Genomic DNA, 25444 nt, shown 5'->3' on the forward strand with positions numbered 1-25444 from the left:
CGTATCAATCGAGGTAAAGAAATTCGGCGGAGTTGAGCAGCACGTGGCAGTATTCGGTAAAACCGTTCTGTGCCGATTCCGATTTTGTACCCTCTTCGGCGGGCAAACTTAATAACTGGATCGAATTCAGGGCCAGTTCGGTTTCTGCAGGTGTCGGAGGGCGCTGGAAGGCGAGCTGGTAGGCCAGTTCGATTCGCTGACGCGGGTCTTCTCCAGCTTCGGCACGCACACGGCGGGCGAAGTGATCGGCCAGATCATGAACCAGTCGATTATTCACCAGCAGCAGCGGTTGCGAAACCACGTTGGAAATTTTGCGTTCGGTACAGTTCGGATTCATTTGAGGCAGGTCGAATACTTCCAGCATTGTGGGCATATCTTTGCGGCGATGTCTTACGTAGATGCTTCTGCGCCAGCCGGCAGAAGTTCTTTTTGACGTCACTAGTCCATCTGCGCGGACTTTAACATCGACGGGCTGACCAAATTGAGTTTCATCGAGCTGGTCGGCGGTGAAGATCAATGCATCGCGGAGTTCTTCGGCTTCAAGTCGTCGCAGCGGCATCCGCGAGATCAACCGATTTTCCGGATCCAACTTCTGATGCAGAGGCGTGACGACTGAGGACTGGCGGTAGGCCTGCGAAGTCATGATCAGCCGCTGCATCTGCTTGATGCTCCAGTCCTCTTTCACAAAGTGGACCGCGAGCCAGTCGAGTAGTTCCGGATGACTGGGAGGCGTTCCCAAAGCACCGAAGTTATCGAGGCTTTCCACAATTCCGGTCCCGAAATGTTTGTTCCAGATTCGATTGACGATCACACGGGACGTCAGCGGATGATCGGGCTGTGTGAGCCAGCGGGCGAATGCGAGTCGGCGACCGGTTTTGGAATTGGTCTGCTGAACCGGTTCCACATGATAGGGAGAAATGCCGTCGGCAATCGCGGACGGAGGGCCGGGTTGCACGAGACGTGTCGGCTGATTCTCATCGCCACGTCGATAAATGTAAGTGGGTGACGGACGGCCGCGATCCCACAGGGCACGAATCATCGGTGGTGTTTTGAGTGAAGACTTCAGCTCTTTGAGCTGTTTCTCCAGTGACTTCTTCTGATCTTTCGCCAGTTTTTTGTCCTTGAGCTTCGCCTCGATTTCGGCAATCTGCTTTTCCAATGGCGCATTGTGCGCATCGATGGCGGTCTGTTCCTGTTGTGGAATCACCGTTAATAATCGACTGCGGGCCCGCTTCCACTGGTTACTGAAGGGTTGCGGCGTCATCCAGTCGTATTCGTCATAGGCACCTTTAAAAATTGCTACGACACGATAGTAGTCCCGCTGCGGAATCGGATCGTACTTGTGGCTATGACAGCGGGCACAGTTCATGGTCAAGCCGAGCACGCCGCGCGAGAGCACATCGATTTCATCGGTGATGACTTCCATCCGGTCCGAAACCCGGTTCACAGGATTGGCCGACGTCCCATCAGGGGCCATGCGCAGAAAACCGGTCGCCACCAGTTTCTCAATCGTTTCGGGTGTCGCGTTCTCCGGGTTGCCGTAATCAACCAGTTCATCGCCGGCCAGTTGCTCGGTAAGGAATACGTCGTATGCTTTGTCTTCCCCAAATGATCGAATCACATAATCACGATAACGCCAGGCATATTTGCGAATCAGGTCGGCGCTCCGTTTGCCTTCGGAGTCGGCATAACCGGCCAGATCGAGCCAGAACTGCCCCCACTTCTCCGCGTAACGGGGAGACTCCAGCAGCCGATCGATGAGCCTTTCATAAGCCTGCGGACGGTCGTCAGCCAGAAACGACTGCACTTCTTCAGGAGTCGGAGGCAGTCCGGTCAGTACATAGGTCGCGCGACGGATGAGCGTGCGCCGGTCGGCTGCCGGTGAATAGGTGAGCTGCTTTGCTTCCAGCTTCCGAAGCAGAAAGGCATCAACCGGGTTTTTGACCAGGGACTGTTGCTTTACCAGCGGCGGTTCAACCTGCTGAGGAGGCTGGAAGGACCAGAACTGGCGATCAGATTTTGTGACCAGCGGATCCTGATCGAGATTAAAATCCTGGGGTTCATCGGTAACAACATTCAATCCCTGCGCGATCCAGTCTTTCACGGACGCTAATTCTTCCGCTGTCATCGGTTCGATACCGGCACGACTGATTTCTGCTTTGGGCGGGCAGTTTTTTTCCACGATGTATTTGACCAGCAGACTCTCATCCGGTTTGCCGGCGATGATGGCTGCGCCCGCGTTGCCTCCCTTCAGCATGTCGGCTTTGGTGCGCAGGTCGAGTCCCCCTTCCTGGTATTCAGGGCCGTGACACATTACGCAACGGCGATAAAGTATCGGCAGCACATCATGCTGGGATATCAGAGCCTTCGAACTGACTTGCGGTTTCTGTTGAAACTTCATCCCCTGCGTTATCCACTTGTGAATCAACTGCAGTTCTTTTTCAGAAAGTGGCTTTGAACCTTCGGGTGGCATCTGACCATCGTGCAGATATTCATAGAGCAGACTTTCATCCGGCTTGCCTGCAACTAAGCCGGCTCCCGATTCGCCTCCCTTGAGCAGCGCAGCGGGAGAGCTCACATCGAATTCTGCTTTGCGATTTTTAGTGTTGTGACATTTCAGACAGTGCGCCTGGAAAATCGGCAGGATCGTGTCTTCATAGATCAGGGGAGAAGATGAAGTGGAGGAGCTCGGTTTTTCTGCAGAGTCAGCCACCTGTGATCCCTGAAAAGAGAACAGCAGACAGTTCAGCAGCAGACAAAAATACTTACGCCGGGAAACGTCCATTGCTGTTGTTTCTCGCGATTGAGGAAGGAATCGTCAGGAGGCTGACAATCAGGTCTGATTGTCCAGTTACTCATGCAGGTAAGTATTCCGATCACGGAGAGCGGCCCGCATCCCGGAATAATGCCATTATAGCCGAATTTGCACTCAGAATGTCAAGCACTTAACGCCAGGTCTGGCAATTCGCTCCCAGGTTTCTGTGCTCCTGGCCTGATTGTTTTCCCGTTGTGAAGAATCGACGCAAAAGCGGCTTCTGCAGACAATCTTGTTGACTATCAAATTTCAGAGAATTACGATTAAAGTCAGTTGGTGGGGAGGGGAGACCCTCGATTTCAAGTTTTTTAAGGGAATCAGTTTGATGATCAGATCAAGACTCATGAAAGGCACCGTCAGTATCCTGGCGCTGATGCTGCTGTTGGCAGGCGATCCGCTGTTGCAGGCGGGCGTGACCAAAGAAGCAGCGAGCAAGTATCTCAAAGATGTGCAAAAAGGAAATCCCGATTTCAAGTCGGTTGGTAAAATCACATTTGGACCCGGCGGATTGCTGGTGGTGGCGGACCCTGCGAAAGCGACAATTACAGTGATCGATACTCATGATGCCGGACCGTTAAAGAAACTGGAACAAAAAGTTCCCAAAGTGGATGTGGCGGTCGCATCCAGCCTGGGTGTCGAGCCCGCACAGATTGACATCGCCGACATGGCCGTCAATTCGCAGAGCGGTAACGTGTATCTTGCCGTCAATCGCAAGACCGACGGACAGGCAGCGATTCTGATGATTGATGCCCAGGGTAAAGTGAAAAACTTTGACCTGTCGGAAGTCGACTATATTCAGGTTGCGCTGCCCGGAGGAAAAGATTCCAAAATCCGCAACATCACCGGCGTCGCTCTGGCCAGTGACCGACTATTGGCGGCGGCACAGTCGAACGAAGAGTTCGCTAACAAGATCTATTCGATTCCCCTGCCACTGACGCATGGAACCTCGGCTGATATTTACAGCGCAGAAACCTATCATGTCGCACACAAAAGATGGGAAACCAAAGCGCCGATTCAGTCGTTTGTACCTTACTCGAACAAAGGCAAAAACTACATCGTCGGTGCCTTTGCCTGCACACCCATCGCCAAGTTCCCCCTCGATGAACTGCAGTCCGGCAGCAAAGTCAAAGGGACCAGCGTAGTGGAACTGGGTTCCGGCAACCGACCACTGGACATGCTGACTTATGAAAGTGACGGCAAGGAATGGCTGTTGACCAATACGTTCCGCTTTCACTGGAAAAAGAGTATGTATGGCCCGAGTAAATGGTGGGGCGTGCGAGTGAATATGGATTACCTGGACGCGGAAGACATCAACGAAGAAGCGGCCCGCCGCGATGTGAAACAGAAAACCGGGCCGAATGGCATCGAAATTGTCGATCAACTGTCCGGCGCTGTGCATATTGACAAGCTGCAGAAGAAAGAAATCGTTGTGCTGCGTGATAACGACGGGCACCTCGATCTGGAAATTACTGAACTGCCATAGCGAGAGACCTCCTCCGGTTCACAGACTCTTTTCTGTTCAGGTTTGGGAATGGAAAAGAGTCTGTTTTTTTCGAGTCAACTGTTGATTGCTCCGGCACTGTATTTTTTGAAGGCATGACTCTCAGATGTTAAAATCATCATCTGCAACTGGCCGCTCATTCAGCCGGCGAATCCTGCAGTTTATAGTCTGTGTTCTCTTAATGGATATACTGGTTTGCGCCGCTGGTATGCCACAGGAAGAGCCATTTCATCTCGCGTTTGAAGCAGATGCGAAAGTTCCTCGATTGTGCCGCGTGGTGGTGACCGCAGAGAGTGTCCGATTCTGGGTATCTCTTATCGATGCGGACGAAGCGCAGTTCCAGCGGGTACTCTCACTAAAGCGGAAGTCGCAAAAAAACCAGAAGCTGCCTGCCATGCTGGGAAATTATCAACTGAAAGAGGATCGTCTGGAGTTCAAACCGGCGTTTCCGCTGGTACGAGGCAACCGCTACCAGGCGACCTTTGATCCCGCTGCATTAAAGCTGGTGACAAAAAAACCGGACCAACGCTTGCAGGCCACCTATGCACTTCCACTGCCCGACAGCAAGCCGCCGCGCGTACTGTCGATCTATCCTTCGGGTAATCAACTGCCCGCCAATCATCTGAAATTTTATATTCAATTCTCCGAGCCGATGCAGCAGGGAGATATCTTCGAACACTTTTCTCTGTTCAACAAAACACAGGGGCAGCTCGTACCCCGCCCGTTTCGTCACACGGAACTCTGGTCACGCAATGGCAAACAGCTGACGCTCTGGTTTCATCCGGGACGCCAGAAAACGGGAGTGAATCTGAATGTCGAACTGGGCGCGATTCTGAATGCCGGGCAGGATTATGAACTGCGAATCAGCCCGAAATGGGCCGCGCTGTCGGGACATCCGCTCGGAAAAGAAGCGAAAAAATCTTTCAAAGCGGTCGCCATGGATGAACACCAGCCAGACATCCACAAATGGAAATTGAATCACCCCACAGCGGGAACACGTGAGCCATTGATTTATGAATTCGATGAGCCCCTTGATTACGCGCTACTCTTCAGCCAGTTTGCTCTTAAAGACATCAACGCGAAGGCGGTTTCGGGAAAGATCGAGGTGGCGAAGAACGAAACCATCTGGCGATTCATCCCCGATTCACCGTGGCAGGCAGGCCGATATCAACTGGCGGTAGGGACGGTGATCGAAGATCTGGCGGGCAACAGTCTCGATCGTCCCTTTGCCATAGATCTTTCCCGACAACAGACGCCATCGAAGTTGGTTGATCGTTCTTATACTATTGTGTTTCCCATTGAATAATTCCAATCTCTTTTGTTTAAGGTTCACTGATGCTGCGCTCTCTGTTTTGTTTCCTGTTTTTCTGCTTGTGCTTACCTCTGAATTATGCAGCCGAAAAGACCAACATCGTGTTCATTCTGGCAGACGACCTGGGCTGGAAAGACCTGGGCTGTTATGGGGGCACACTCGCGGAGACGCCCCACCTGGATCAACTGGCGAAACAGGGGCTGCGATTCACGAATGCCTATTCTCCCGCACCGATCTGCAGTGCATCGCGGGCATCAATACTGACTGGACGCAGTCCTGCACGACTGCATTTTGAATTTGTCACCAAGCCGGCCGGAGTGGAACCGCCCGCACGTCAACTGCAGCCGCCCGCGTACACACGGGACCTGCCTTTGAAAGAAGTGACGATCGCGGAGATACTGCGACAGGCAGATTACCAGACCGGTTTCTTCGGAAAATGGCATGTCTGTGAGCATTACCAGCATTACCTGGGCTGGAGTCCGACGCATGGTCCACAGCAGCAGGGATTTGAGTCGGCGAAAGAGACGTTTGGCAGTCATCCGTATGCAAAGAAATTCGACTGGCAGCCCGGCGACTTCGCGGAGGGAGAATTTCCACCAGATGCGGTGACAGAACATGCGATTGATTTTCTGAAGCAGAAACGCGAGCAGCCTTTTTTTCTGTATCTGTCCTACTTCCATGTACATACGCCGGTCCGCGCGCCGACTGACTGGCTGGTAAAAAAATATCAGAAGCGCGCCGCTGCCGGCTCAGGTGATGAGATACTCCACACACATTATGGCGCGTTCATTGAAACACTGGACGCGTATGTGGGGCAGGTTCTGGCTGCATTGGATCAGCAGGGCTTACGCGAGTCAACGCTGGTCGTTTTCACATCAGATAACGGCGGACATCCTGAATACGCCGACAATGCGCCGCTGCGAGGCAGTAAATGGAATCTGTATGAAGCGGGCATCCGTGTGCCTCTGCTGGTGCGCTGGCCGCAGCATGTTGTGGCTGACTCTGTCTGTTCAATACCTGTGAGCGGCACTGATCTGTTTCCTACCTTTTGTGATGTGGCCCGCGTCGACTGCTCCAACCTGACGCTGGATGGCGAGAGTCTGCTTCCTCTGTTTCACGGGGCAACTGCTGCCTGGCCTGAACGGTCTTTAACGTGGCATTTCCCTTATTACCATCCGGAAAAAGGTTATTTGAACGCGAAGCCCGATATTGGCGTCAATGATACTGTTATCAGCAAAACAAAACCGGTGTCTGCCATTCGCAGAGGGGACTGGAAACTGCTGCAGTTTTATGAAACCGGTCAGAATGAACTGTATGACTTGAAAGAGGACCCGGCAGAGCAGCACGATCTCAGTAATGCTCATCCTGAGAAAGCAGCAAAACTGCAGGCAGAACTCAAGCAAAGTCTGAAAGCACAACAGGCGCGGATGCCTGTCGCTGCAAAAGCAAAGTGAAGTTGAGACAGCGAATTAACCAAGCTCAGCAATCGGAGCGGAAGGACCTTCAACCAGTGGTGTGGGACGTCCGCCCGGTTTGATCCAGTGGCCGTAGGGGTCGATGCCCAGTTTCTTGAAGACGGTGGCCCCCAGGTCTCCGGGGCCCAGTCGACGTTCAGCGATTTCACCGCCGCGACGATCGGTGGCACCAATGACCTGACCGCCGGGCACTCCTGCACCCGCTGCCAGCATCGACATGACGGGAGTCCAGTGTCCGCGGCCATCGGTTTTGGTAATGACGGGACCTCGACCGAATTCACCCAGGACGAGCACCAGCGTCGTATCGAGCAGACCTCGTTCATCGAGATCATTGATCAGTGTCGCAATGCCATGATCGAGAACCGGCAGCATTGGCTTGAGGCCTTTGTTGATGCCGCCCCATTTGACTTCGTCACCGTGATGATCCCAGTGCCCCCAGGCATCGCTCATCGTAATGAAAGTCACCCCCGCTTCGACGAGTCGGCGGGCCAACAGTGACTTCTGGCCGAAGGAATGTTTGCCGTACTTCTCGCGAACCTCTGCTGATTCCCGGTTCACATCAAAGGCTTTGGCGACATTTCCAGAGAGCACCATGTCGTACGCTTCCTGCACATATCGATCCTGCAGGGATAGTTCGGGCGAGAGCTCTGTATGTTTTCGCAGTCGATCAAACTGCTGACGTAATTCTTCGCGATCAGTCAGACGGGCAGTCTGCACTCCTGCAGGCATACCGAACTTTCCGGCTGACTTGACGCCGTCCAGGGGTTCATAACGATGACCGAGATGACCGGCACCATAGATGTCGGCGGCCATGCTGTCGGCTAATGCGACGAAGCCGGGCATGCCGGGCACATTGGGACCACGGAATTTCGCGGCAACGGAACCCATGGAAGGATAGCCGCCGCCATCCCGATTGTCGTTCGTACGACGTGATTTGGGATTGCAGGCCTGGAAAGTCGTCGGTGTATGGTTACTGGTTGATGCATCCATGGAACGGATAATGGCGAACTTGTCCATCATCGCAGCCTGCTCTGGCATATGCTCACAGATTTCAATGCCGCTGACGGAAGTCTGAATTGGATTGAAGGGACCACGGATTTCTTTCGGTGCCTGCGGTTTAAGATCCCACATATCCAGCTGACTGGGTCCACCAGACAACCAGATCATAATCACAGACTTGGCCTGAACCGGATGCGTGAGCTGAGCCTGTGGTGCGGCCAGCGCCTGTCTTTTGAGTAATTCCGGCATCGAGAGCCCGGCGAGACCGGCCATTCCCATCTGCAGAAACCAGCGACGGCTGCCGACGTGCACCAGATCAGAACCAGGAGCGAATGCGGAAAATCCGCTGCCGGACTGGTGATGTTGTCCGTGGGAACTTTTGAGTGGCTGGGACATCCGAATTCTCCCGTAGTGTAATCGAAGGTTCGATTATTTATTTAGGGTTACATAGAAATCAGCTTCTGAAATAAAAAGAAGCGTTTTTCTGTCGTATCCCCTGTGGTGAGCAGCTCAGGCAGGACTTTGAATTAGTATCAGCATACACGAATATGATCGGAAATTACAACGCGAAGTTCCCGGGAATTATTAAGATTCCTCAACAATGTGTCCATTTTTACAGCACCCCAGCGGAATAATTCCTGTAAAACCTGCCAACCGAACAATTCAGGGGGCCAGTTCCGCGTTAACTTAAGTCAGTTTCAGAACTTTGATGGCATTTTCACGATTAATTTTCGCGCGGACCTCAGCCGGCAGTTCCAGTTTTTCGAACAGTTCAAACTGAGGTACGTTCTGCCCTGGTGCGAGATAATCGGTACCGAACAGAATCCGATCCTGGCGACGGATTAAAAACTCCGTGCCGAACTCCAAATCACGGGAGATGGAATTCGCACCGGAACCTGCTGAGAGATCGCCATAAATATTGGGATAACGACTCATCAGATCATCGATGGCGCCTCCCGGTTTGACTTTGTCTTTCGGATAGCCCCCCAGTTCTTTGGGAGTGAGGCCACCGGAAATAGAAGCCCACCAGCCGGGACCATGGCCGATGAAATTCAGTTCGGGAAATGTTTTGAGGGCGTTTTCCAGGCGCTTCAGTCCGGGGACATCTTTGCCGCGAATGGTATCGATATGAAACAGCAGCGGGATGCCGACTTCCTGACAGGCTTCGTAGACGCGCATCATCAGGGGATCATCAAAGTTGAGCCCCACCTTATGTTCTCCGAAGCCTTTCGCGCCCTGATCGACCCAGGCCTGGATCATCCCGACCAGCGCTTTCACACTGCCAGCGTGTGTGGTGCGCGGGTCGACGGAGCAGAAGGGAATCAGCCGATCCGGATGAGCTTTGGCTGCAGCAAGTACTGATTCGGTCGTCTGCAGATACTTGGTCGATTCCGGCGATGTCAAAGGCAACACACAAGATTTTTCAATCTGGTTCTCGTCCATCCACCTGATCAGACCTTCCGCCGTCAGATTCTTTTTCGGATCGGTATAGGTGCCAATGTGCGTATGGACGTCAATGAAACCGGTGCCTGCTTTGATGCTGGGTTCGGCTGCCCGGACTGCTCTGGTAGGCCATTGACCGGCGGTACAACTGAGGCCAGCTAAAACGAGTGATTTGGAAAATTCGCGGCGGGAGAGATTCATATTTCGTTCCAGATAATCATTGGAGGGATCGAGGTGCGTTGATTCCATTAAAACGACCGTCGCAGGAAATACAAGTCTGGGATTCATTTTTGTTTGGGAACGCGACGGCGGTTCTCGAAGGTAATTTGCTTAACACCTTTGGGCGCAACATTCGCCTGTTCGATGCGTTCGTGAAGAATCTGTGCTAATTCGTCGCGTAATTTTTGAGTCTTCGCCTGGTTTGCCAGGTTGTGCATTTCCGCAGGATCAGACTTGTGATCGTAGAGTTCCACCCCTTCACTGCCGTTTTTGCCCCATTCGGTATAACGAAACGTGGGAGTGCGGATACTGTAACCGTTCGCATACTGCGTGAGTGCCGTTTTGCGGGATGCAGCAGTGGCGTCTTTTAAGGTCGGAACCTGGCTGATACCGGAAACCGACGCCGGTGCTTTCAGTCCACACAGGTCGGCGAGTGTGGGATAAAAGTCGACCATTTCTGCAGGAGCAGCAGCGGTCTGCCCTTTGGCGGTGACACCGGGGCCGGCGATAATCAGAGGCACGTGGGTTGCGTTTTCAAACAGTGTCGTTTTCTGCCAGTGTCCATGTTCGCCCATGTGATAGCCGTGATCGGAGGTGAATACAACGATGGTATTTTCATCAAGGCCCGTCTCTTTGAGAGCAGACAGGATATGTCCCAGTTGGGCATCGGCGAAGGTAATCGATGCGTAATAGGCCTGAATCGCCTGGCGGGCCAGCTTGTCGGGCAGATCAACCTGATTTTTTTTGCGGGTGACCGATTTCCGTGCCGACGCGGGAATGGTTTTCAGATATCCGTCCGGGCTCTGTGGTACTTTGATTTGATCGAGGGGATATTTTTCGAAATAATTTTTCGGTGCGACATAGGGGGTATGCGGTCGATACAGGCCTACGGCGAGGAAGAATGGTTCTTTGGATTCCGCGAATTTCTTTAACTGCTGAATCGCGATGTCGGCGGCAATGCCGTCGGTCTGTTCGGCATCGGTTCCCTCCGCAGCCAGCCAGCTGAGTGTGCCCCCAAAACTCCCCGGCACAAGACTGAAGATCTGGTCTTCGTCATCCACATCCCGACCGCGAGGATTGAAAGTCTGATTCCAGGAATAGGGGTCATCGTGTCCGCCAGAGCCAATGTGTTTGGGAACATTATAGTGATATATTTTTCCCACACGGGTCGCAAAGTAACCGTGATTACGAAACATCTGCGACATAGTTATTACATTGGGCACATGTTCCCGAATATAAATTCCATTGCGATGCACGAGCGTCTGATCGGGATACATGCCTGTCATGAACGAGGCTCGGCTGGGACCACATAACGGGAACTGACAGTAGGCGTGCTCAAAGCGAACGCCCTGCTTTGCCAGTTGGTCAATATTGGGAGACTGTACCTGTGTGTGGCCATAACAGCCCAGGTCACAGTTCAGATCGTCGCAGATCAGAAACAGAACATTGGGTTTCGAATCGGCGGCGGAAGCAGGTTGGGTGGTTATGAGAACACAAAACAGAAAACAGAAGATGAATCGACCGAGGCTGTTGATCATGAATGCGCTCCGTTATTAAAGAATGGAATGACATTGTCTGTTCCATCCATGCTAGCAGACCCGGTCCTTGAATTCAGCTAAGAATTTTGCATTGGAGCCAGAAAAAGTGTGATCCTTTTCCGGTAATGATCACCCCTGCACTTTGGCGACGAATGATTCCATGATCGCCAGTGTTTCCGGGCTGACATGATGTTCGATGCCTTCGGAATCTGTCGCAGCCGTCTCTTCGCTGACGCCGAGTGCAATCAGAAAGCTGAGGACGATTTCATGGCGGCGGCGGGAATCTTTCGCAAGGCGCGCGCCCTGTGTGGTCAGTTCGACAGGACTGTAAGGCTCAGTGGTGGCATAGCCATCCCGCTGCAGACGGGCTACGGTACGATTGACGGTCACATGGCTCACAGCAAAGTGTTCCGCCAGATCTTTCACCCGGCAGACGCCCTGCTCTTCTATCATTTCTGCAATCGCTTCTACATAGTCCTCTGCAATTTCGGTTGCATGATCCACACGCGTGCGTTCGTGTTGATTCTTAGGTTGCTGCTTCTTTGCCATCCTGTCTCGCCTTGAGTGTCGTTAGTGATTTCTGGCGTTCCATGGTACCGAGATCCGGGTGAGTTTGACAGCCTTAAAGAAACGGAATTGGATTCGAAGTGCAAGCGAATTCAACTCTTAACACAATGAGCACTTTCCATTGAATGCAGGAACAAAATCACTGCAAACTGAATGAAATTGCGATAAATTCCTGATAACTAATCTTGTTTACAGTAGCTGTTCAACCTAATCTAATGATTTGTACCAGAGTTTTTTTATATCAGGTTTAAAATGATTCCTCGATTCGACTTTTCTGTTCCCGCTGCTGTTTGTTCTGTGTTCCTGCAAAATACTAAGCCAGACCGCAGACGCTGGCAGCCTTTGATTATCTCACGTTTTTTGCTGGGACTGTGTCTCTGTCTGGCAACTTCCTGCGGCAGTTCGACTACCACGGAAAAGAAAAATTTGTCCCCACTGCATGAAGCCATTTCGTCATCTCAGCAATCCAATAACAAGGGTTCTGCCCCCAGCAGACCACGGGAGCGTCCATCCCCGAAAACATCCCGTACTGACAATTCTACAGCAATGCGGCCTGATAAGAATTCGACCGAGCTGGTGTTTAAAATTGTTGCCTTGCATAAGAATGTGAATCAGTTTCTGGATCGGCCGGATAAGAAAATCGATCAGGCGAGCAGTTCAGCGCAAAGATCCCTGGATTCCACACTGCAACAAAACTTCAGTTTTTATCGGCCCGGTTCGGTACGCGTCGATCTGAGACAGAACAGACTCTCACTCAGATCGAACGCAGCGGACATCAGCGATCTGGTACGAAAGATGAATGAGGTCTGCTATCAGATGGTGACGATTGCTCCGTTGGACGAGACGCTCCGCGAAACGCTGGCGGCAGAATCCGGCGAGGACTCCCTGGTAAAACAGGAGCTACACTATTTCATTCACAAAATCAGTCCTGAATATCAGACACAGGTGGACCAGAATTTTCAGATCGGTTCGGAAGCGTTACGACTCATTCTGAATGAACGCTTTAAAAACGAAGTGCCTGAATATGTACCAGGCTCACTGGTGCTGGACCTGGAATACAAAAAGCTGACCTTTGAGGTCATTACCTACCCCAGCCAGAATCTGGGTGTTCAGATCAATAGCCTGTATCAGCTGCCAGTTTCCATTGGAGCCAAACCCTATCGAACCATCGAACAGCGCACAGACCAGCAGCTTAAACCCAGCCAGGTCACCTACGAGATTGTCGGTATCGCTGATTTTCATGAACGCGCCATGGAAGATCAGTACGGTTATAATTTCTGGCGCAGGGATCTGATCAGGACTCTGACGGATCGTCTGGAAACCGGTCTGCCGGGCTATGTACCAGACACCCTGGATGTCAACCTGGTAAAGAAAACCATCACGTTTCAACTGGATCACACCCCTGATCACCGGGTGAGTGACTTCATCAACAATAAATCTGGTGATCAACTTGCAAGCGTGAAGTTTAAGGTACTGGCAGAGCCTGTTCTGGTGGAAGACCCCGGCCCGGTCTACCGGACACCAAACAGACCTATGAAACGTGTTGTGCTGAAGATTTTACTCGTCGAAAAGATGCTCGTAGAGAAATTCAAACGGCCTCAGTCACTACTCGCAACTCAACTACAAGATATCTATCGCCATCTGGATGATTATCTGGGAAGAGGTGTCGACGGATATATCGGAAAGTCAGTCGGAGTTGACTTTGAGGCTATGCAGCTCTCCTTTCTGATTGATCGTGTCCCCCCGGATGACCTGACTAAAATGGTGAATGGGATTCGCTTTCTGGATCTGGATGTCGACCAGGAACTGGTTTCTGTGGAAGATTTTGAGTATGACCCGCAAGCCTCTGAAAAAACCATGTATTTCAGTTTTGTCAATCGGGGACAAAAACTTCCGCAGTTTGACAAGATCACACAGAAGCATGTAGCGGACGGAAACCTGGGGGCAATTGAAGGCTATATTCCGGGTTCCCTGAAGATGGATTATGATCAGGGAACATTTAACATCCGGGTACGTGTGGTAAATGAAGATGCCAGTGATATCGAGGCAGCAACAACATCTTTGGCCAGGATCAAAATTGAATGCAATCACCTGAAAACCATCCTGCCTGAATCAAGTGGTACAGGGAATCCACTGCAGCCTGGGATGACCGCAAAACAGTCAGCTGAACCAGCGCTTGTAAAAGAAAACGTCAAAGTAACCGTAAAATATGGCCTGTATGGCGGTAGAGCCACTGGGAAACCTCAGAAAAGTGCCCGAGATGCGCTCGACGGATTTTCCTGGATTGATCTCAAAACACTGCAGTTCGATGTCGAGAAGAAGGAATTCTCCTTCGAGACCACGGGCCCCTTCAATCGCGGGGCTCTTGAGCGTTCATTGAAACGGCAGAAATTCTATCAGTGCGTCATTTCACATGAGACGCTCACGAAGAAAGAAGAGCCGAAAGAGGAATGATCATTCAGATTCATTTCATTCAAATAATAAAGCGGGCTGGTTCACCAATCTGAACCAGCCCGCTTTTGATTGAAATCAAAAGCAGATTATGCCGTCTTGAGTAACTGATTCTGCTGAGTATCGCAGATGGATCCCTCAGAGAGGGTCAGCGTTTTTCTGGCGCAGTCGGCGGCGGACAGATCATGGGTCACCATGATAATTGTGCGGCCTTCTTCATTGAACTGGGTCAGAAACTCCATCACCTGCTCTTTAGTATCCGGATCAAGGTTCCCCGTCGGTTCGTCGGCCAGAATGATCGACGGATCGTTGGCCAGCATGCGTGCCAGAGCGACGCGCTGCTGCTGACCGACACTCAACTCGGCCGGCTTATGCTGCATACGATCCTGCAGGCCGACTTTGGCCAGCAGAGCTTCTGCTTTTTCCCGCTGTTCACCACGATGTTTCTTCGCCAGCACCATCGGGATCTGCACATTTTCGATCGCCGTCAGATAAGGAATCAGGTTGAACGTCTGAAACACAAAGCCGATCTTGTTCTGCCTGACTTCGGCACGTAGATTGACGGGTAGATCATAGATCGATTCCCCATCCAGCAGAATCCGTCCTTCTGAAGGGGCCGACATCGCGCCCAGCATGGAGAGCAGTGTCGTTTTACCACTGCCACTGGGTCCGATGATGGCGATAAAATCACCGCGGGCAATTTCCAGGCTGGTGGTATCGAGGGCCACCACCTCGTCCTGTTTCTTGCGATACACTTTGCGAACTGCCTCTAATGTTAACATGGATCAGACCTCCTTGAAGCACATACAGGGATCGAGTTTCGCCGCCTGTCGTGCGGGGATATAACTGGCTGCAATCGTCACCAGCACGGCAATCGCTGCAGAGATGAATGCCAGACTGGGAACGGGCAGAACCGAGACATCGGCAAATGCCGGGCCCAGGAACATAGCCAGCACGCTGCCAGTGATATAACCGGTGATGCCGCCTGCGAGTCCCAGCAGAGCCGCTTTTGCCAGGAACAGTTGGGTGACGAAACGGGGTGTAGCTCCCAGCGCCATCAGCGTGCCAATTTCGCGACGGCGTTCCATCACGTTGGCAAAGCTGGCACTGGCCATGCTCGCGCCTCCCACAGCAATCAGAATCGCCAGGAACAGGTACGAGAGATTGGTCATCATGCGATTGATGGAAACCTGGGTCTCCACGACGTTTGCAATCGTGACCACTTTCGTGCCGGGCAGCAGCGACTGCAGATCACCGACCAAACCGTTGGCGATGTCTTCGCAGCAGCCCATGACTTCGATAATGTTCACGACTTCACCCGACTTGGAAAGACGCTGCACGGTATGCAGGTGTGCGAAGACGCGGCTGTCATCCACGGTTCCCGTTTCCGGCAGTGTGGTCAACACTTTGAACTTTTCGCCCAGCAACTCCAGAGAATCGCCGGCGGCCAGTCCATTGCTGGCAGCATAGTCTGAACCAAGAATGACTTCGTCTTCATTCAGATTCTGCAACGCCCGCCGTTCTGCCAAAGCTTCCGGCGCATCCTGATTTTCATCGATCACATTGATTTTGGCTTTACAGCCTTCATGCTTTTTAAAAATCATGCCCCCCTGCCAGGCGGCCATTTTCTGAATTTCTTCCTGAGGCAGGATGCCTGTGAGAATCACATTCTTGCCGTCAATCTCGGTCGGCACACACAGCTTGGGAGAAATGGCTTCCACGCCTGTCAGCCCGGCGAGTGCCAGTTCGGCGACATGCTCTTCGGGAATGGTTTCCGCGTGCATGTCGGCTGAATAGTAATCCTGCAGCGTGACACCTTTGGGCAGAATGAGCACGTTGGCTCCCAGTTTATCGAGCTTTCCAGCGACTTCTTTCTCTGAGAAAATTGTCACATTGCGGATCGCCACTAATGCGGTCACACTCAGCATGATTGCCAGCAGACTGGCAATTAACGCGGTCGGACGTTCCCGCAGCTCTTTCCAGATGATAGATCTCATCGTCATGAGACAGTCTCCTTAATAGAATGTGACGAATTATTTACAGTGCTTACAGCCTTCAACGCCACAGCTTTTCCCGGCCTTTTTCAGTTCGGCAATCAGCTGCTGGCTCGTCACATTTCCGTTGTACATGCCCACCATCACACCGGGAGGCGCCATGAAAACAACCTTCGTATTCTGTCCGTCCTGGGGCACTTCAAGTTCTTTCAGGAAGTCGGCTTCTGCGGCTTCTGCCTGTGAGACGTTGACCACTTCTACGACATTCTGATAGCAGGGAACGGCTTTGAAGTCCTGCACGCCTTGGGGCAATGTTGTACCAGAACCCGGATTCACACACAGCAGGACCATTTTACGGCTCTGCAGAGTCTTCATGCAGCGGCACTTGGCCGGCGAGACGAACGACTGCTGAATGTAGTCAGCGTTGATCTGTTTCACAAACGAACCGGTGATCGCGCCATTAGGAGCCACCGCCAGTGTTAGCGGCATCGGTGCGCGGGAAACGCCATATTCTTCGACCAGCTTGGCTTCCGCCGGATCGCTGGTATTAACGGCGACAAAGGTGGTTGTGTCATTTTTGCCTGACAGGTTCTGCTGCAGAGTACTCCACATGGCCTTGGTGGCATCATCCTGGTTTTTCCAGAACATGATGAACGTATATTTGTTCTCCTTCGCAGCCGCGGCTCGCGAGGTTTCGACTTTACTCAGTGAGGCGACTTTTTGTACTTCCTGGGCAGAACTGACCGATGTCAGCGCCATGACGAAAGCACAGACAACACACAACTGCAACCGGTTATTTTTGAACGAACTGAAATTCGCACGTGTGAACATATTAAGTTTCCCCTGTTTTGTATTAATGATTTGTATTTATTTCAAATGAAAGTCCCAGAGTCGCTTCCCGGAAGGAGACTGACTGACACGGAACATCACTGATCGTAAACGCTGTCTCACGCAATCTTCATACCAGTGACGGGACAGCACGCTGAAATCAGGCGGTGGACCAGCGGGCCCGGAAAGAAAATCTATAAGCGCAAAGGTGCGGTAATCGTTGCTTGTGAAGTATCGATGGCGGTTGTATTTAAAACGGCCAGGCGGCCCGGTAAATGATTCTCGACGATCAGCATATTATGGGTGACTGTCATGCTGCGGAGATTCACGGCGGGTGTGGTTTGCGCAAAAACAATTTCAGAAATATGGCAGACACAGGGACAATTATGCTGCTCATCGTGTTCTGTGGACTCATGGAGATCGTGCAGATGACATGCAGGGGAGCAACACGCAGGACGGCTCGCAACACAGGATTCCTGTGCCGATTCCGCCTGTCCCAGTTCGCCGATCGCAGCCACACCATGTGCCCAGCAGACGGGGCACGGTTGCAGTAAGAGGGCGATCAAAAACAGACGAAGCAGTTTCATCGGATAATTTCACTCAAATCGTAACGACAGAGACTGACTGTGTGTATTCGTCCTGACCCGCGGAGCACGCGCGGAATATTGTGATCAATGTGACCACAAGCCGAATCTCTATGAATACCCTGTTTATCGTCAGCAGCAGTTCGACAGCTTTACTGCAACTTGCTGTTTGATGTGGTCATTTGCTGTTCATTTGGGAACAGATCGTAAGAATTTACATCAACACCCAACCGACTATACGCCCCAGATTGCCCAAACCTGATAACCAAGGAAGTGCCGTAATATTTCAGAGGCCTCATTTACGTCGATTCGGTAGTATGAGATCAACACATCAATGTGCTTCGGAACAGGAACCCCTGCACATAGCCCCCTTGTGTGCAATACTTTATCGTGTTTTTCAATTGGGAGCATGCAAGGACTATGTATTTCCACTCCGATCACGGCAGTCGAGAATTGCCGTGCATTGGGGAAAAGGGTCGCGTTCTGCTTAGGGAGATTCTTGAATCTGTTTCAGCAGCGTGGGAATGGGTACCTGATCGGTGGCACTGGGAGCCCGCAGACCTTTGCGTCCGTAGACGAAGATCACCAAACGCCCCTTGCACATACCTCGATTTTTCCATGCACTGTTGAGTCGGCGTGCTTCTTCCGCATTGCCGCAGCAGAATGCATAAACAGCGCAGAAGCCGTCGAGGTCGCGTAGTACGAAGGGATTCATATAGATTCGCGTGATTAACGCGTCGACAAATTTCAGTTCTGGAACATCAGTTAATCCAAGCTGAATCACAGTTTTCGCAGGCAATCTTTCATTCGGCGTGGGCATCGGGAAGCCGTTGTCATACCGCATGAGATACCAGCCGTCAGGAATTCGTTCTTCGGGCACCGTGATGGTGGCTGACTCGGCTGCGTATTTCCGGATGAGCGCCAGTTCCGAAGGACTCGGTTTGAACACCGGCTTCTGATGGGGAAGGATTTCCGGTACGTCGATTGTTGTGTGGGTTTTCTGCCTGGTTTCTGTTGCCCAGATTGCGTTTGCCGTCAGACCTGCCCCCAGTGCGACTGCCAGACTACTGACCGCCAGGAGCGGCAGCCAGGCGGATCGTGGTAATACGAGCCGTACCTTGACGACTCGTCGCAGCAACAGGAGACTGAAGATGAATCCCATGCCGGCTGTCATCACAAGTTGCGAAGGCAGGCCTTTAGGCGGCACTGGTGGTTTGAAGGCGGCCGGCACCTCGACTCTGACACCTGTGCCGTCCTGTGTGTAACGATAAACAACCGGTTCATTCTTTACCGGTCGCTCGGGCATAATTACTGACTGCAGCATGACCAATGACAAAAGTGCGACAGCCCCCAACATCAAACCGCCAATCAAGATGACGTGATAGCGCCGTGCGACCGGCTTGATGTCGACACTGTCCTCGCTGGAAACAACGTTACCGAATGAAACATCACCCTTGCTCCGTTTTCGCCAGCGTTCAATAAGTTCCCAGACAGCCATACCGGAACATGCGACAAACCAGGACCAGAATAAAATAGTTCCGATTGAGAAACTAAACAGTTCTTCGCGCGGCACACTCGACAGCCAGATTGCAGCAATCACGATGAAAAAAGAGGCCCCGACCAGAAGCTCCCATAAGGACCACTGAGGCCGCTGTTCGGTCAACTGATCCGCGGCAGTCAGTGGTTGGTTGCGCAGCGTCCAGATGCGCCAGGCAAGCCGCACCGCAAGCGTCAGAAATAACATGGCCATCAATCCAAATGCCATAACAAAACCGGGCATTGTCGAGATTATTGCGGGATCTTTTAAAGCCACAAGACCGAATGTAAGCCCGACATACGACAACACAAACAATCGCTGTTTCCAGTCGGCTGGAGGAATCGTCCAGGTCCAGCGTCGGAAGGGATACGTGGGATGAGCGGCATAATCGCGGCCGAAGGCCTGCGCACGCATAAGTTCACGGACCCAAGCCGGCGGTCGTATTAACAGCGCGACCCCGATGACCACGAACAGCAGCAGAATCCAGCCTTTCAGAAACAGAAACAACAATATGTTACCGGCAATCGCCCCGAGCGTTACGGTAAACGGAAGCAGGCCCCCCGGCGCGGACTTGGCGACAGTCACACCCACCCCGCTAATTCCGATCTTCGCCAGTGATGCGGTGAGTGAATTCGACGCGGCCTGTGCCGAATTTTCACCGAAGAACGACGTCACCGCCGCGATGGTCGTCATCACACCGAAGCTTTGGAGTCGCTTTCGGAGCTGTTCCACACCGCGTTGCAGTCGGCGCGACATCGTCGCCTGATTCACCCCCAGCTGATCTGCCACCTGCTGCTGTGTCTTGCCTTGCAGATAGTGCAGGACAATCGGCAACCGCAGATCGTCGCTTAATCCATTGAGAGCCCGGTCGATGAGCGGCTGCATTTCGCTCCACTCGGATGATTCAGTGATGATGGCCGGGGAATTTGCCACGGCCTGTTCCCGACTTGTTCTCCGCCTGCGGGACCGAACAATGTTCAACGATCGGCTTGTCGCCAGTGCGTGCAGCCATCCCGCAATATTCTCTCGCACCGTGTACGCTTTACGGGCTAGCTCCAGAAAACACTCCTGACACAGATCTTCCGCCGTGTGCTTGTCGCCCGTCACGCGCAGGCCGATGCTGTATACCATTCCCGCATACCGATCGATCAATTCTCGGAATGCAGCCGGATCGCCTTCGTGGCAGTATCGGTGCAGCAGCACTTCGTCCGAACTCATTCACCCTCTCCTCAGGTAGTGCTCCTTTATTAGACTTCTCTCAATATATGACACCACCGGCCGAGAAAATATGCAGTCAGACCATTCACAGGTGAGAAAAAAGGCGAATACCATTTGCTGCCAAGACGAAGGAGACTCAAAAAATGCATCATGTAACGCTACAAAGTTTTGAGAAGGGAACAGCATTCATCGGTTCTTCTCAGCCAGATACGCAACAGTGCGTTTTACTTCTGTTTTTCCGAGAACAATGAACTTACCTGTTCCACATTTGGTATCCAGGTGTTTTCAGGCTGAATCAGGATGATTATTTCTGAGATTCGTGTATCATGGGAGGAGGGTAAAACATGATACACGAATCGTAAGATCAGAGTTTTCTATTGCCAAATAGTTCTTTTGAATGTCAAACATGCTGAAACTGGAATTGGAATCCCAATGTTCGATCAAGGACAAGAAAGCCGGGCTGTTGGAGCCCTCAGGTCTGGCGCTCGCGCCGGATGGTTTACTCTGGACCGTCTGTGATGAGAACCGCCGCTTATTTCGGATTGATTTTGAAGGTCGGATTCAGGAATCTCTGAAGATTGGGAATCGAGGACTGGAAGGCATCACCTTTAATGCAGCGGGCCAGATCTGTGTGGTCGATGAGGATGTCAGCAAACTCATCGTTTACGATCCACAAACGGGTGAAGAAATTTCAGATCGACGGCTGAAAGATCTGGAAGGCTTCACTAGCATCGCAGCACATTTCGAAGACATTGACGGTAATGGGCTGGAAGGGATTACCTTTGATTCCTTCCGCAACGAACTGTTACTGCTTAAAGAAGCAGATCCAGGATTACTGATCGCCGTCTCTGCCGATCTGAACCGAATTACGTCTGTTGAGGTTCTCGAAGAGCAAACAGGTTTTACTGCCGAGGGAAAAAAGATGGATTTTTCCGGCATGTGCTTTGATGCGAAGCGCGATCTGCTCTGGATTTTAAGTGAAGAGGCACGCTGCGTATTCACATTCGATCGGCGGCAGAGTCGCGTCGTACAGCGACACTCTCTGAAAAAGGATCAGCAGGGACGTTCGGTTCGTTTTGCAGAAGGGGTCGCCGTAGATGGTGACTCAGAGCGTCTGTATGTGGTCAGTGACGACGATGCGAAGCTCACAGTGTTTCGCATCATCGAATGAGGAACTGTCCCGGAAATCTGATCACAAATGTTTTTCAACAAACGCCCAGGCTGCTTTGTCGTTGAATTCGTGTCCCCCTTCGAAGATGACGTGTTCGAAGCGGTCACCCAGGTTGAGCCGTTCATAAAATGTCGCAGCGCGGGGCGCAATCTGCTTTCCTGTTTCGCGATGGGATGCATTGTCGCGTGATCCCGCCTGAATCTGATGCGCCCGCGGACAGATCAGCGCGACGAGGTCGGCGTCGTTAAACAGCGTCATGCGATTCATGAACCGAAAGTCGGACGGAACCGAAAGTTCCTCTTTGGCATAGCGACCTTCCTGCACGCCGAAGTAACAGCTGGATACAGAGACTTTAATCCGTGGATCGACGGCCGGTGTGACCTGTGCGTAGTATCCGCCATAAGACAGACCCACCATGCCGATCCGGCTGGCATCGACTTCGGGACGTTTGATCAATTCATCAATGGCATACGTGATCTTGGCGATTTCAACGGCGGTGATACTGGTGCCGATGAGTCGCATCCGGTCATCAATCTGCCGACGGATGTCTTTCGGAAATTCATCAGCCCGGAACAGGTGCTGTGGTGCATACACAAGATAGCCCCGTTTCACCGCACCGCGAACCATGTCTCGATAGTTGGCACCGCCATTGAACAGCGCGACTTCAGGCGAACCACCGCCCCCGTGCATGGAGATGATGAGCGGCGTTTTTCCTGTGGCAAATTTCGGGACAATGAAAATCCCTTCGGAATGCACGTGCGGCAGAATCGGGAACATCGCCCGATAGTACACGCCGATGCTGTCTTCACCGATCTGTTTATAAGTGGCAGGCTGATCGGGCCGCTTACCAGGAGGCGGATAACCAATGCTTTCACAAAACGCGGCCCGCAAAGGTTCCGCGGATTTCTCGAAGGCAGCAGCGGAGGAATAATCGGGCTGGAACAGTTGTTCGAATCGCCGGCGGTCCGCGGCAATGGTTTTGATATATTCATCCAGTTCCCGCGCCTGCTCCGTCCGCAACGGATTCGAATCGGCCACGCTCTGATTGAAGTAGTCAGGTTTCACAGGTTCAGATTGTGCACACACCAGTGCAGGAATCAAAATCCAGATCAACGCAAGTAACTGAGCCGCCTTCATACCTCTGTCCTTTCAATGCTGTGTCTGCCATTCAGTATAGAGCCTTTTTTGATATTTTTATTCTAACCAGCTGGATATTCAGCGTCTATCTGCTGCCATTCAGTCAAGATTATCACTGGCTGTAGTTACCCTCTTCCCACAGGTGCCTTTCCGTAAAATAACCGGTGGAGACTGCGCTCTGTTTTCAGGAATACCAGAGGCGGAAGTGCTTCTATTTTAACAGCCTGTATGCTGTAGAACTGTCTTCTCTTTTCTGCTTTTGTTTTTGTGACGGGGAGCTCGATCATGTTGTCTGCTTTAAATGAAAAACTGACGGTGAACAACGGGAACTGGTTGTGGCGATATGTTTTGATACAGGAACGAGATAAGCATGAACCTGGTCGATGTCGAGGCGGGAGCGAAGTGAAGTGCGTCGATCCGCAGTTTATTCGACTGTGAATCAGGAACCAGTGAAAACAGGAGTCTATCATTTTTGCAATTTTCAAGGGGGTTTTATGGTGCTGGAACAAACAGGTTCAGGAACATGCAGTTGAATAAAAACTGGACACGCGCGCGACGCAGATTATAAGAGGGTCGCGATTGGCGCGTGCGGGTCAAGTCGAATTTGTTTCGTGAGGGGGAATCTTTGCAGGAGTGCCCTGTTTTCAGGTTTCCTATTGAGCGTCTGACGATCCGGTTAGATCCCGGGATATTTTTTTCCAGTTTTCGATTGACAGAAATGTAGCATTGGCTACAATAACACGCAAATGTAGCACATGCTACATTTTTTCGCATACCATTTTGTAGCGCTGGCTACTTTTTGAACACGCCGTTTTTGCACTCCTGTTAAGGTTGATCGAGATGAGATACCCGCCCTCCCGACTGTCCCGCCCCGGCTTTACGCTGATTGAACTCCTTGTCGTCATTGCCATTATTGCAACGCTGATTGCCCTGCTGCTGCCGGCGGTACAACAGGCACGTGAAGCGGCGCGACGCAGTCAGTGCAAAAACAATTTGAAGCAGTTAGGTATCGCGCTGCATAATTATCACGATACGCATTCCTGTTTTCCCGCCGGCTATTATTCGTACGGAACCAGTACCGGATCAGGACCTGCCTGGGCAGCCATTGATCCTGACACCTGGGATGCGGCTCCGGGCTGGACCTGGGGGACAATGATTCTCCCCTTCATGGATCAGGCAGTACTCTATAACGCGCTGGACCTGAATCGGCCCTGCTGGGATCTGGCGAACGCCAGTGCCGCGCAGACGAAGCTGCCTGTCTTTCTCTGCCCTACTTCTTCGGGGGGAGATGAACCGTTTCTCGTGCAGGATGCCAGTGGCAGCCCGCTGGTCAAAGGGGGTTCACAGTTGCGGTTTGGTCGTTCGCATTATGTTGCCAGTCATGGTCAGGAATCGTGCTGGGGGGAATGTGGTTCGAGTACGACGGGCGTCGTTTTCACGAACATCTACACCAAGACCACCAAAACGGTCACCATCAATGGCGATGCTTCGAAAGTGGCAGACGGGCCCTTCTTTCGAAATTCGCGCACGCGAATGCGGGATGTGACAGATGGAACGTCCAATACGATTTTCCTGGGCGAACATTCTTCGAAACTGAGTGATAAAACCTGGGTGGGGGTGGTGCCCGGTGCGTATACACACCCCCGGTTCACTTCACCTGAAAATGGTCCAGACGCAGCAGCGACACTGGCATTGATTCATGCAGGCCCTTCCGGCGGCGAACTGGATATCACCGGTTTTCCGATCGTCCACCCTGTCAATTTCCCTACCTACCACGTCGGCCAGATGTATTCGGAGCACACGGGGGGCGGACATGTCTGCATGGGGGACGGTTCAGTGCGGTTCGTTTCTGAAAATATCGATCTGCTGCTATGGGCGGAACTCTCGAGTATTAACGAGGGTGAAGTAACAGGAGAATTTTAATGCGAAATCAAAATACCCTGTTTTTGACAATCTTGCTTCTGCTCACTCTGCTACCTTTGAGTGGTTGTGGCTATCCGGCTGTTTCGCCAAAGACATATGAAATTTCCAAAGCGCTGTACTCGGTCTGTAATCAGAAGAGTACAGACCGTTTGAAAACCGTGCAGACGTTGATAGGCAGTTCCCTCCAGGAAAAGGAGATCAATGAGAAGGAAGCAGGCTGGTTGAATGCGATTGTGGCATCAGCGAATGCAGGAGACTGGGACACTGCGACGCAGGAAGCACGCCGCCTGATGGAAGATCAGACGGGTCGCTGATGTCCTTCGCATTCACCGAGATACAGCGCGAAACTGACTCTGCCATTCTAACGGTTTGACGTTGATATCGGTCAGGAAGCGACAGTTTCTACAGTTTCCGGTTCGGGTTGGGAATCCGGGCTTTCCTTAAGCAGGTTGAGGACGGAAATCAGATGCACCTGACAAACGAGATCTGCGATAAAGAGAGTCGTAAAGATCACCATGAAAACATCTGTGCTACGAGAGGTGAAAATCTCCTGAAGCATCATAGAAATGATCAATACCCCAACCAGGATATAATTTCGTTTACGACCTTTTTTTAAAGACTCAATGTATTGGTCCACTGTCAGTTTCTGTGACATGTTTTCATTCTCCCGCACACTAATGAAACTGTTCAAAACGACTAAAAGATACTTCCCGTATTCTACTCTTTGAACTG

20 protein-coding genes are annotated in these 25444 nt (G+C 51.9%); 8 read left to right on the forward strand and 12 right to left on the reverse strand.

Annotated features, from left to right (window positions below; genetic code table 11):
* Positions 1–4 precede the first annotated feature (4 nt).
* The gene (locus Pan161_RS26045) at positions 5–2785 is read right to left on the reverse strand and encodes a PSD1 and planctomycete cytochrome C domain-containing protein (RefSeq protein WP_145231674.1); all 2781 of its coding nucleotides are present in this window, start codon (positions 2783–2785) and stop codon (positions 5–7) included.
* Between the two features lie 355 nt (positions 2786–3140).
* On the opposite strand from Pan161_RS26045, the gene Pan161_RS26050 reads away from it, so the two are divergent.
* From Pan161_RS26050 to Pan161_RS26060, 3 genes are all read left to right on the forward strand, one after another.
* Positions 3141–4298: a hypothetical protein gene (locus Pan161_RS26050; protein WP_145231675.1), complete on the forward strand. Its 1158-nt coding sequence runs from the start codon at positions 3141–3143 to the stop codon at positions 4296–4298.
* Positions 4299–4497: 199 nt separating this feature from the next.
* A complete protein-coding gene (locus tag Pan161_RS26055) occupies positions 4498–5622 on the forward strand; it encodes an Ig-like domain-containing protein (protein WP_145231676.1) in 1125 nt (374 codons plus the stop codon).
* A gap of 29 nt (positions 5623–5651) precedes the next feature.
* Positions 5652–7082, forward strand: a complete 1431-nt coding sequence (locus Pan161_RS26060) for a sulfatase (RefSeq protein ID WP_145231677.1) — start codon at positions 5652–5654, stop codon at positions 7080–7082.
* A gap of 15 nt (positions 7083–7097) precedes the next feature.
* Here Pan161_RS26060 and Pan161_RS26065 read toward each other — a convergent pair whose 3' ends face one another.
* The 4 genes from Pan161_RS26065 to mntR all read right to left on the reverse strand — a co-directional run bounded on the left by Pan161_RS26065 (position 7098) and on the right by mntR (position 11851).
* Complete coding sequence (locus Pan161_RS26065) at positions 7098–8498, reverse strand: DUF1501 domain-containing protein (RefSeq protein ID WP_145231678.1); 1401 nt, start codon at positions 8496–8498, stop codon at positions 7098–7100.
* A gap of 291 nt (positions 8499–8789) precedes the next feature.
* Positions 8790–9794 carry an amidohydrolase family protein gene (locus tag Pan161_RS26070; RefSeq protein ID WP_197995537.1) on the reverse strand — a complete coding sequence of 335 codons (1005 nt, stop codon included), beginning with the start codon at positions 9792–9794 and terminating at the stop codon, positions 8790–8792.
* Between the two features lie 35 nt (positions 9795–9829).
* Positions 9830–11302: a sulfatase gene (locus tag Pan161_RS26075; RefSeq protein WP_145231679.1), complete on the reverse strand. Its 1473-nt coding sequence runs from the start codon at positions 11300–11302 to the stop codon at positions 9830–9832.
* Positions 11303–11431: 129 nt separating this feature from the next.
* On the reverse strand, positions 11432–11851 hold the full coding sequence (mntR, locus tag Pan161_RS26080; protein WP_145231680.1) for a manganese-binding transcriptional regulator MntR: 420 nt from the start codon (positions 11849–11851) through the stop codon (positions 11432–11434).
* A 270-nt stretch (positions 11852–12121) separates the two neighbouring features.
* Between mntR and Pan161_RS26085 the strand changes: the two genes are divergently transcribed.
* On the forward strand, positions 12122–14323 hold the full coding sequence (locus tag Pan161_RS26085; RefSeq protein ID WP_145231681.1) for a hypothetical protein: 2202 nt from the start codon (positions 12122–12124) through the stop codon (positions 14321–14323).
* Between the two features lie 86 nt (positions 14324–14409).
* On the opposite strand, the gene Pan161_RS26090 is transcribed toward Pan161_RS26085, so the two are convergent.
* The 5 genes from Pan161_RS26090 to Pan161_RS26110 all read right to left on the reverse strand — a co-directional run bounded on the left by Pan161_RS26090 (position 14410) and on the right by Pan161_RS26110 (position 20481).
* Positions 14410–15102: an ABC transporter ATP-binding protein gene (locus Pan161_RS26090; RefSeq protein ID WP_145231682.1), complete on the reverse strand. Its 693-nt coding sequence runs from the start codon at positions 15100–15102 to the stop codon at positions 14410–14412.
* A 3-nt stretch (positions 15103–15105) separates the two neighbouring features.
* Positions 15106–16323, reverse strand: coding sequence for an ABC transporter permease (locus Pan161_RS26095; protein ID WP_145231683.1), 1218 nt, complete (start codon positions 16321–16323; stop codon positions 15106–15108).
* A gap of 30 nt (positions 16324–16353) precedes the next feature.
* A complete protein-coding gene (locus Pan161_RS26100) occupies positions 16354–17145 on the reverse strand; it encodes a hypothetical protein (protein ID WP_145231684.1) in 792 nt (263 codons plus the stop codon).
* Positions 17146–17336: 191 nt separating this feature from the next.
* Entirely contained in the window at positions 17337–17729 is a 393-nt protein-coding gene (locus Pan161_RS26105) for a hypothetical protein (protein ID WP_145231685.1), read from the reverse strand.
* A 484-nt stretch (positions 17730–18213) separates the two neighbouring features.
* Positions 18214–20481: an RNA polymerase sigma factor gene (locus tag Pan161_RS26110; RefSeq protein WP_145231686.1), complete on the reverse strand. Its 2268-nt coding sequence runs from the start codon at positions 20479–20481 to the stop codon at positions 18214–18216.
* A gap of 397 nt (positions 20482–20878) precedes the next feature.
* Between Pan161_RS26110 and Pan161_RS26115 the strand changes: the two genes are divergently transcribed.
* Positions 20879–21652, forward strand: coding sequence for an SdiA-regulated domain-containing protein (locus Pan161_RS26115; RefSeq protein WP_145231687.1), 774 nt, complete (start codon positions 20879–20881; stop codon positions 21650–21652).
* A gap of 21 nt (positions 21653–21673) precedes the next feature.
* Here the strand turns inward: Pan161_RS26115 and Pan161_RS26120 are convergent, their stop codons facing one another.
* Positions 21674–22789, reverse strand: a complete 1116-nt coding sequence (locus tag Pan161_RS26120; protein ID WP_145231688.1) for an alpha/beta hydrolase family protein — start codon at positions 22787–22789, stop codon at positions 21674–21676.
* A gap of 285 nt (positions 22790–23074) precedes the next feature.
* Between Pan161_RS26120 and Pan161_RS30755 the strand changes: the two genes are divergently transcribed.
* The 3 genes from Pan161_RS30755 to Pan161_RS26130 all read left to right on the forward strand — a co-directional run bounded on the left by Pan161_RS30755 (position 23075) and on the right by Pan161_RS26130 (position 25026).
* Positions 23075–23227: a hypothetical protein gene (locus Pan161_RS30755; protein WP_197995538.1), complete on the forward strand. Its 153-nt coding sequence runs from the start codon at positions 23075–23077 to the stop codon at positions 23225–23227.
* A 402-nt stretch (positions 23228–23629) separates the two neighbouring features.
* Positions 23630–24712, forward strand: coding sequence for a DUF1559 domain-containing protein (locus Pan161_RS26125; RefSeq protein WP_145231689.1), 1083 nt, complete (start codon positions 23630–23632; stop codon positions 24710–24712).
* Positions 24712–25026 (forward strand): hypothetical protein, encoded by a 315-nt coding sequence (locus tag Pan161_RS26130; protein ID WP_145231690.1) that lies wholly within the window; start codon positions 24712–24714, stop codon positions 25024–25026. The genes Pan161_RS26125 and Pan161_RS26130 overlap by 1 nt, the downstream gene beginning before the upstream one ends.
* A 71-nt stretch (positions 25027–25097) precedes the next feature.
* Here the strand turns inward: Pan161_RS26130 and Pan161_RS26135 are convergent, their stop codons facing one another.
* Entirely contained in the window at positions 25098–25367 is a 270-nt protein-coding gene (locus Pan161_RS26135) for a hypothetical protein (protein WP_145231691.1), read from the reverse strand.
* Positions 25368–25444 lie beyond the last annotated feature (77 nt).

Origin of the sequence: Gimesia algae (assembly GCF_007746795.1) — a bacterium.
Taxonomy (GTDB): domain Bacteria; phylum Planctomycetota; class Planctomycetia; order Planctomycetales; family Planctomycetaceae; genus Gimesia; species Gimesia algae.

Excerpts from the sequence above, each read along its gene's own strand:
- Pan161_RS26045 (WP_145231674.1), bottom strand. The coding sequence starts at position 2,785 with ATGGACGTTTCCCGGCGTAAGTATTTTTGTCTGCTGCTGAACTGTCTG.
- Pan161_RS26050 (WP_145231675.1), top strand. The coding sequence starts at position 3,141 with ATGATCAGATCAAGACTCATGAAAGGCACCGTCAGTATCCTGGCGCTG.
- Pan161_RS26055 (WP_145231676.1), top strand. The coding sequence starts at position 4,498 with ATGGATATACTGGTTTGCGCCGCTGGTATGCCACAGGAAGAGCCATTT.
- Pan161_RS26060 (WP_145231677.1), top strand. The coding sequence starts at position 5,652 with ATGCTGCGCTCTCTGTTTTGTTTCCTGTTTTTCTGCTTGTGCTTACCT.
- Pan161_RS26065 (WP_145231678.1), bottom strand. The coding sequence starts at position 8,498 with ATGTCCCAGCCACTCAAAAGTTCCCACGGACAACATCACCAGTCCGGC.
- Pan161_RS26070 (WP_197995537.1), bottom strand. The coding sequence starts at position 9,794 with ATGGAATCAACGCACCTCGATCCCTCCAATGATTATCTGGAACGAAAT.
- Pan161_RS26075 (WP_145231679.1), bottom strand. The coding sequence starts at position 11,302 with ATGATCAACAGCCTCGGTCGATTCATCTTCTGTTTTCTGTTTTGTGTT.
- mntR (WP_145231680.1), bottom strand. The coding sequence starts at position 11,851 with ATGGCAAAGAAGCAGCAACCTAAGAATCAACACGAACGCACGCGTGTG.
- Pan161_RS26085 (WP_145231681.1), top strand. The coding sequence starts at position 12,122 with ATGATTCCTCGATTCGACTTTTCTGTTCCCGCTGCTGTTTGTTCTGTG.
- Pan161_RS26090 (WP_145231682.1), bottom strand. The coding sequence starts at position 15,102 with ATGTTAACATTAGAGGCAGTTCGCAAAGTGTATCGCAAGAAACAGGAC.
- Pan161_RS26095 (WP_145231683.1), bottom strand. The coding sequence starts at position 16,323 with ATGACGATGAGATCTATCATCTGGAAAGAGCTGCGGGAACGTCCGACC.
- Pan161_RS26100 (WP_145231684.1), bottom strand. The coding sequence starts at position 17,145 with ATGTTCACACGTGCGAATTTCAGTTCGTTCAAAAATAACCGGTTGCAG.
- Pan161_RS26105 (WP_145231685.1), bottom strand. The coding sequence starts at position 17,729 with ATGAAACTGCTTCGTCTGTTTTTGATCGCCCTCTTACTGCAACCGTGC.
- Pan161_RS26110 (WP_145231686.1), bottom strand. The coding sequence starts at position 20,481 with ATGAGTTCGGACGAAGTGCTGCTGCACCGATACTGCCACGAAGGCGAT.
- Pan161_RS26115 (WP_145231687.1), top strand. The coding sequence starts at position 20,879 with ATGTCAAACATGCTGAAACTGGAATTGGAATCCCAATGTTCGATCAAG.
- Pan161_RS26120 (WP_145231688.1), bottom strand. The coding sequence starts at position 22,789 with ATGAAGGCGGCTCAGTTACTTGCGTTGATCTGGATTTTGATTCCTGCA.
- Pan161_RS30755 (WP_197995538.1), top strand. The coding sequence starts at position 23,075 with ATGTTGTCTGCTTTAAATGAAAAACTGACGGTGAACAACGGGAACTGG.
- Pan161_RS26125 (WP_145231689.1), top strand. The coding sequence starts at position 23,630 with ATGAGATACCCGCCCTCCCGACTGTCCCGCCCCGGCTTTACGCTGATT.
- Pan161_RS26130 (WP_145231690.1), top strand. The coding sequence starts at position 24,712 with ATGCGAAATCAAAATACCCTGTTTTTGACAATCTTGCTTCTGCTCACT.
- Pan161_RS26135 (WP_145231691.1), bottom strand. The coding sequence starts at position 25,367 with ATGTCACAGAAACTGACAGTGGACCAATACATTGAGTCTTTAAAAAAA.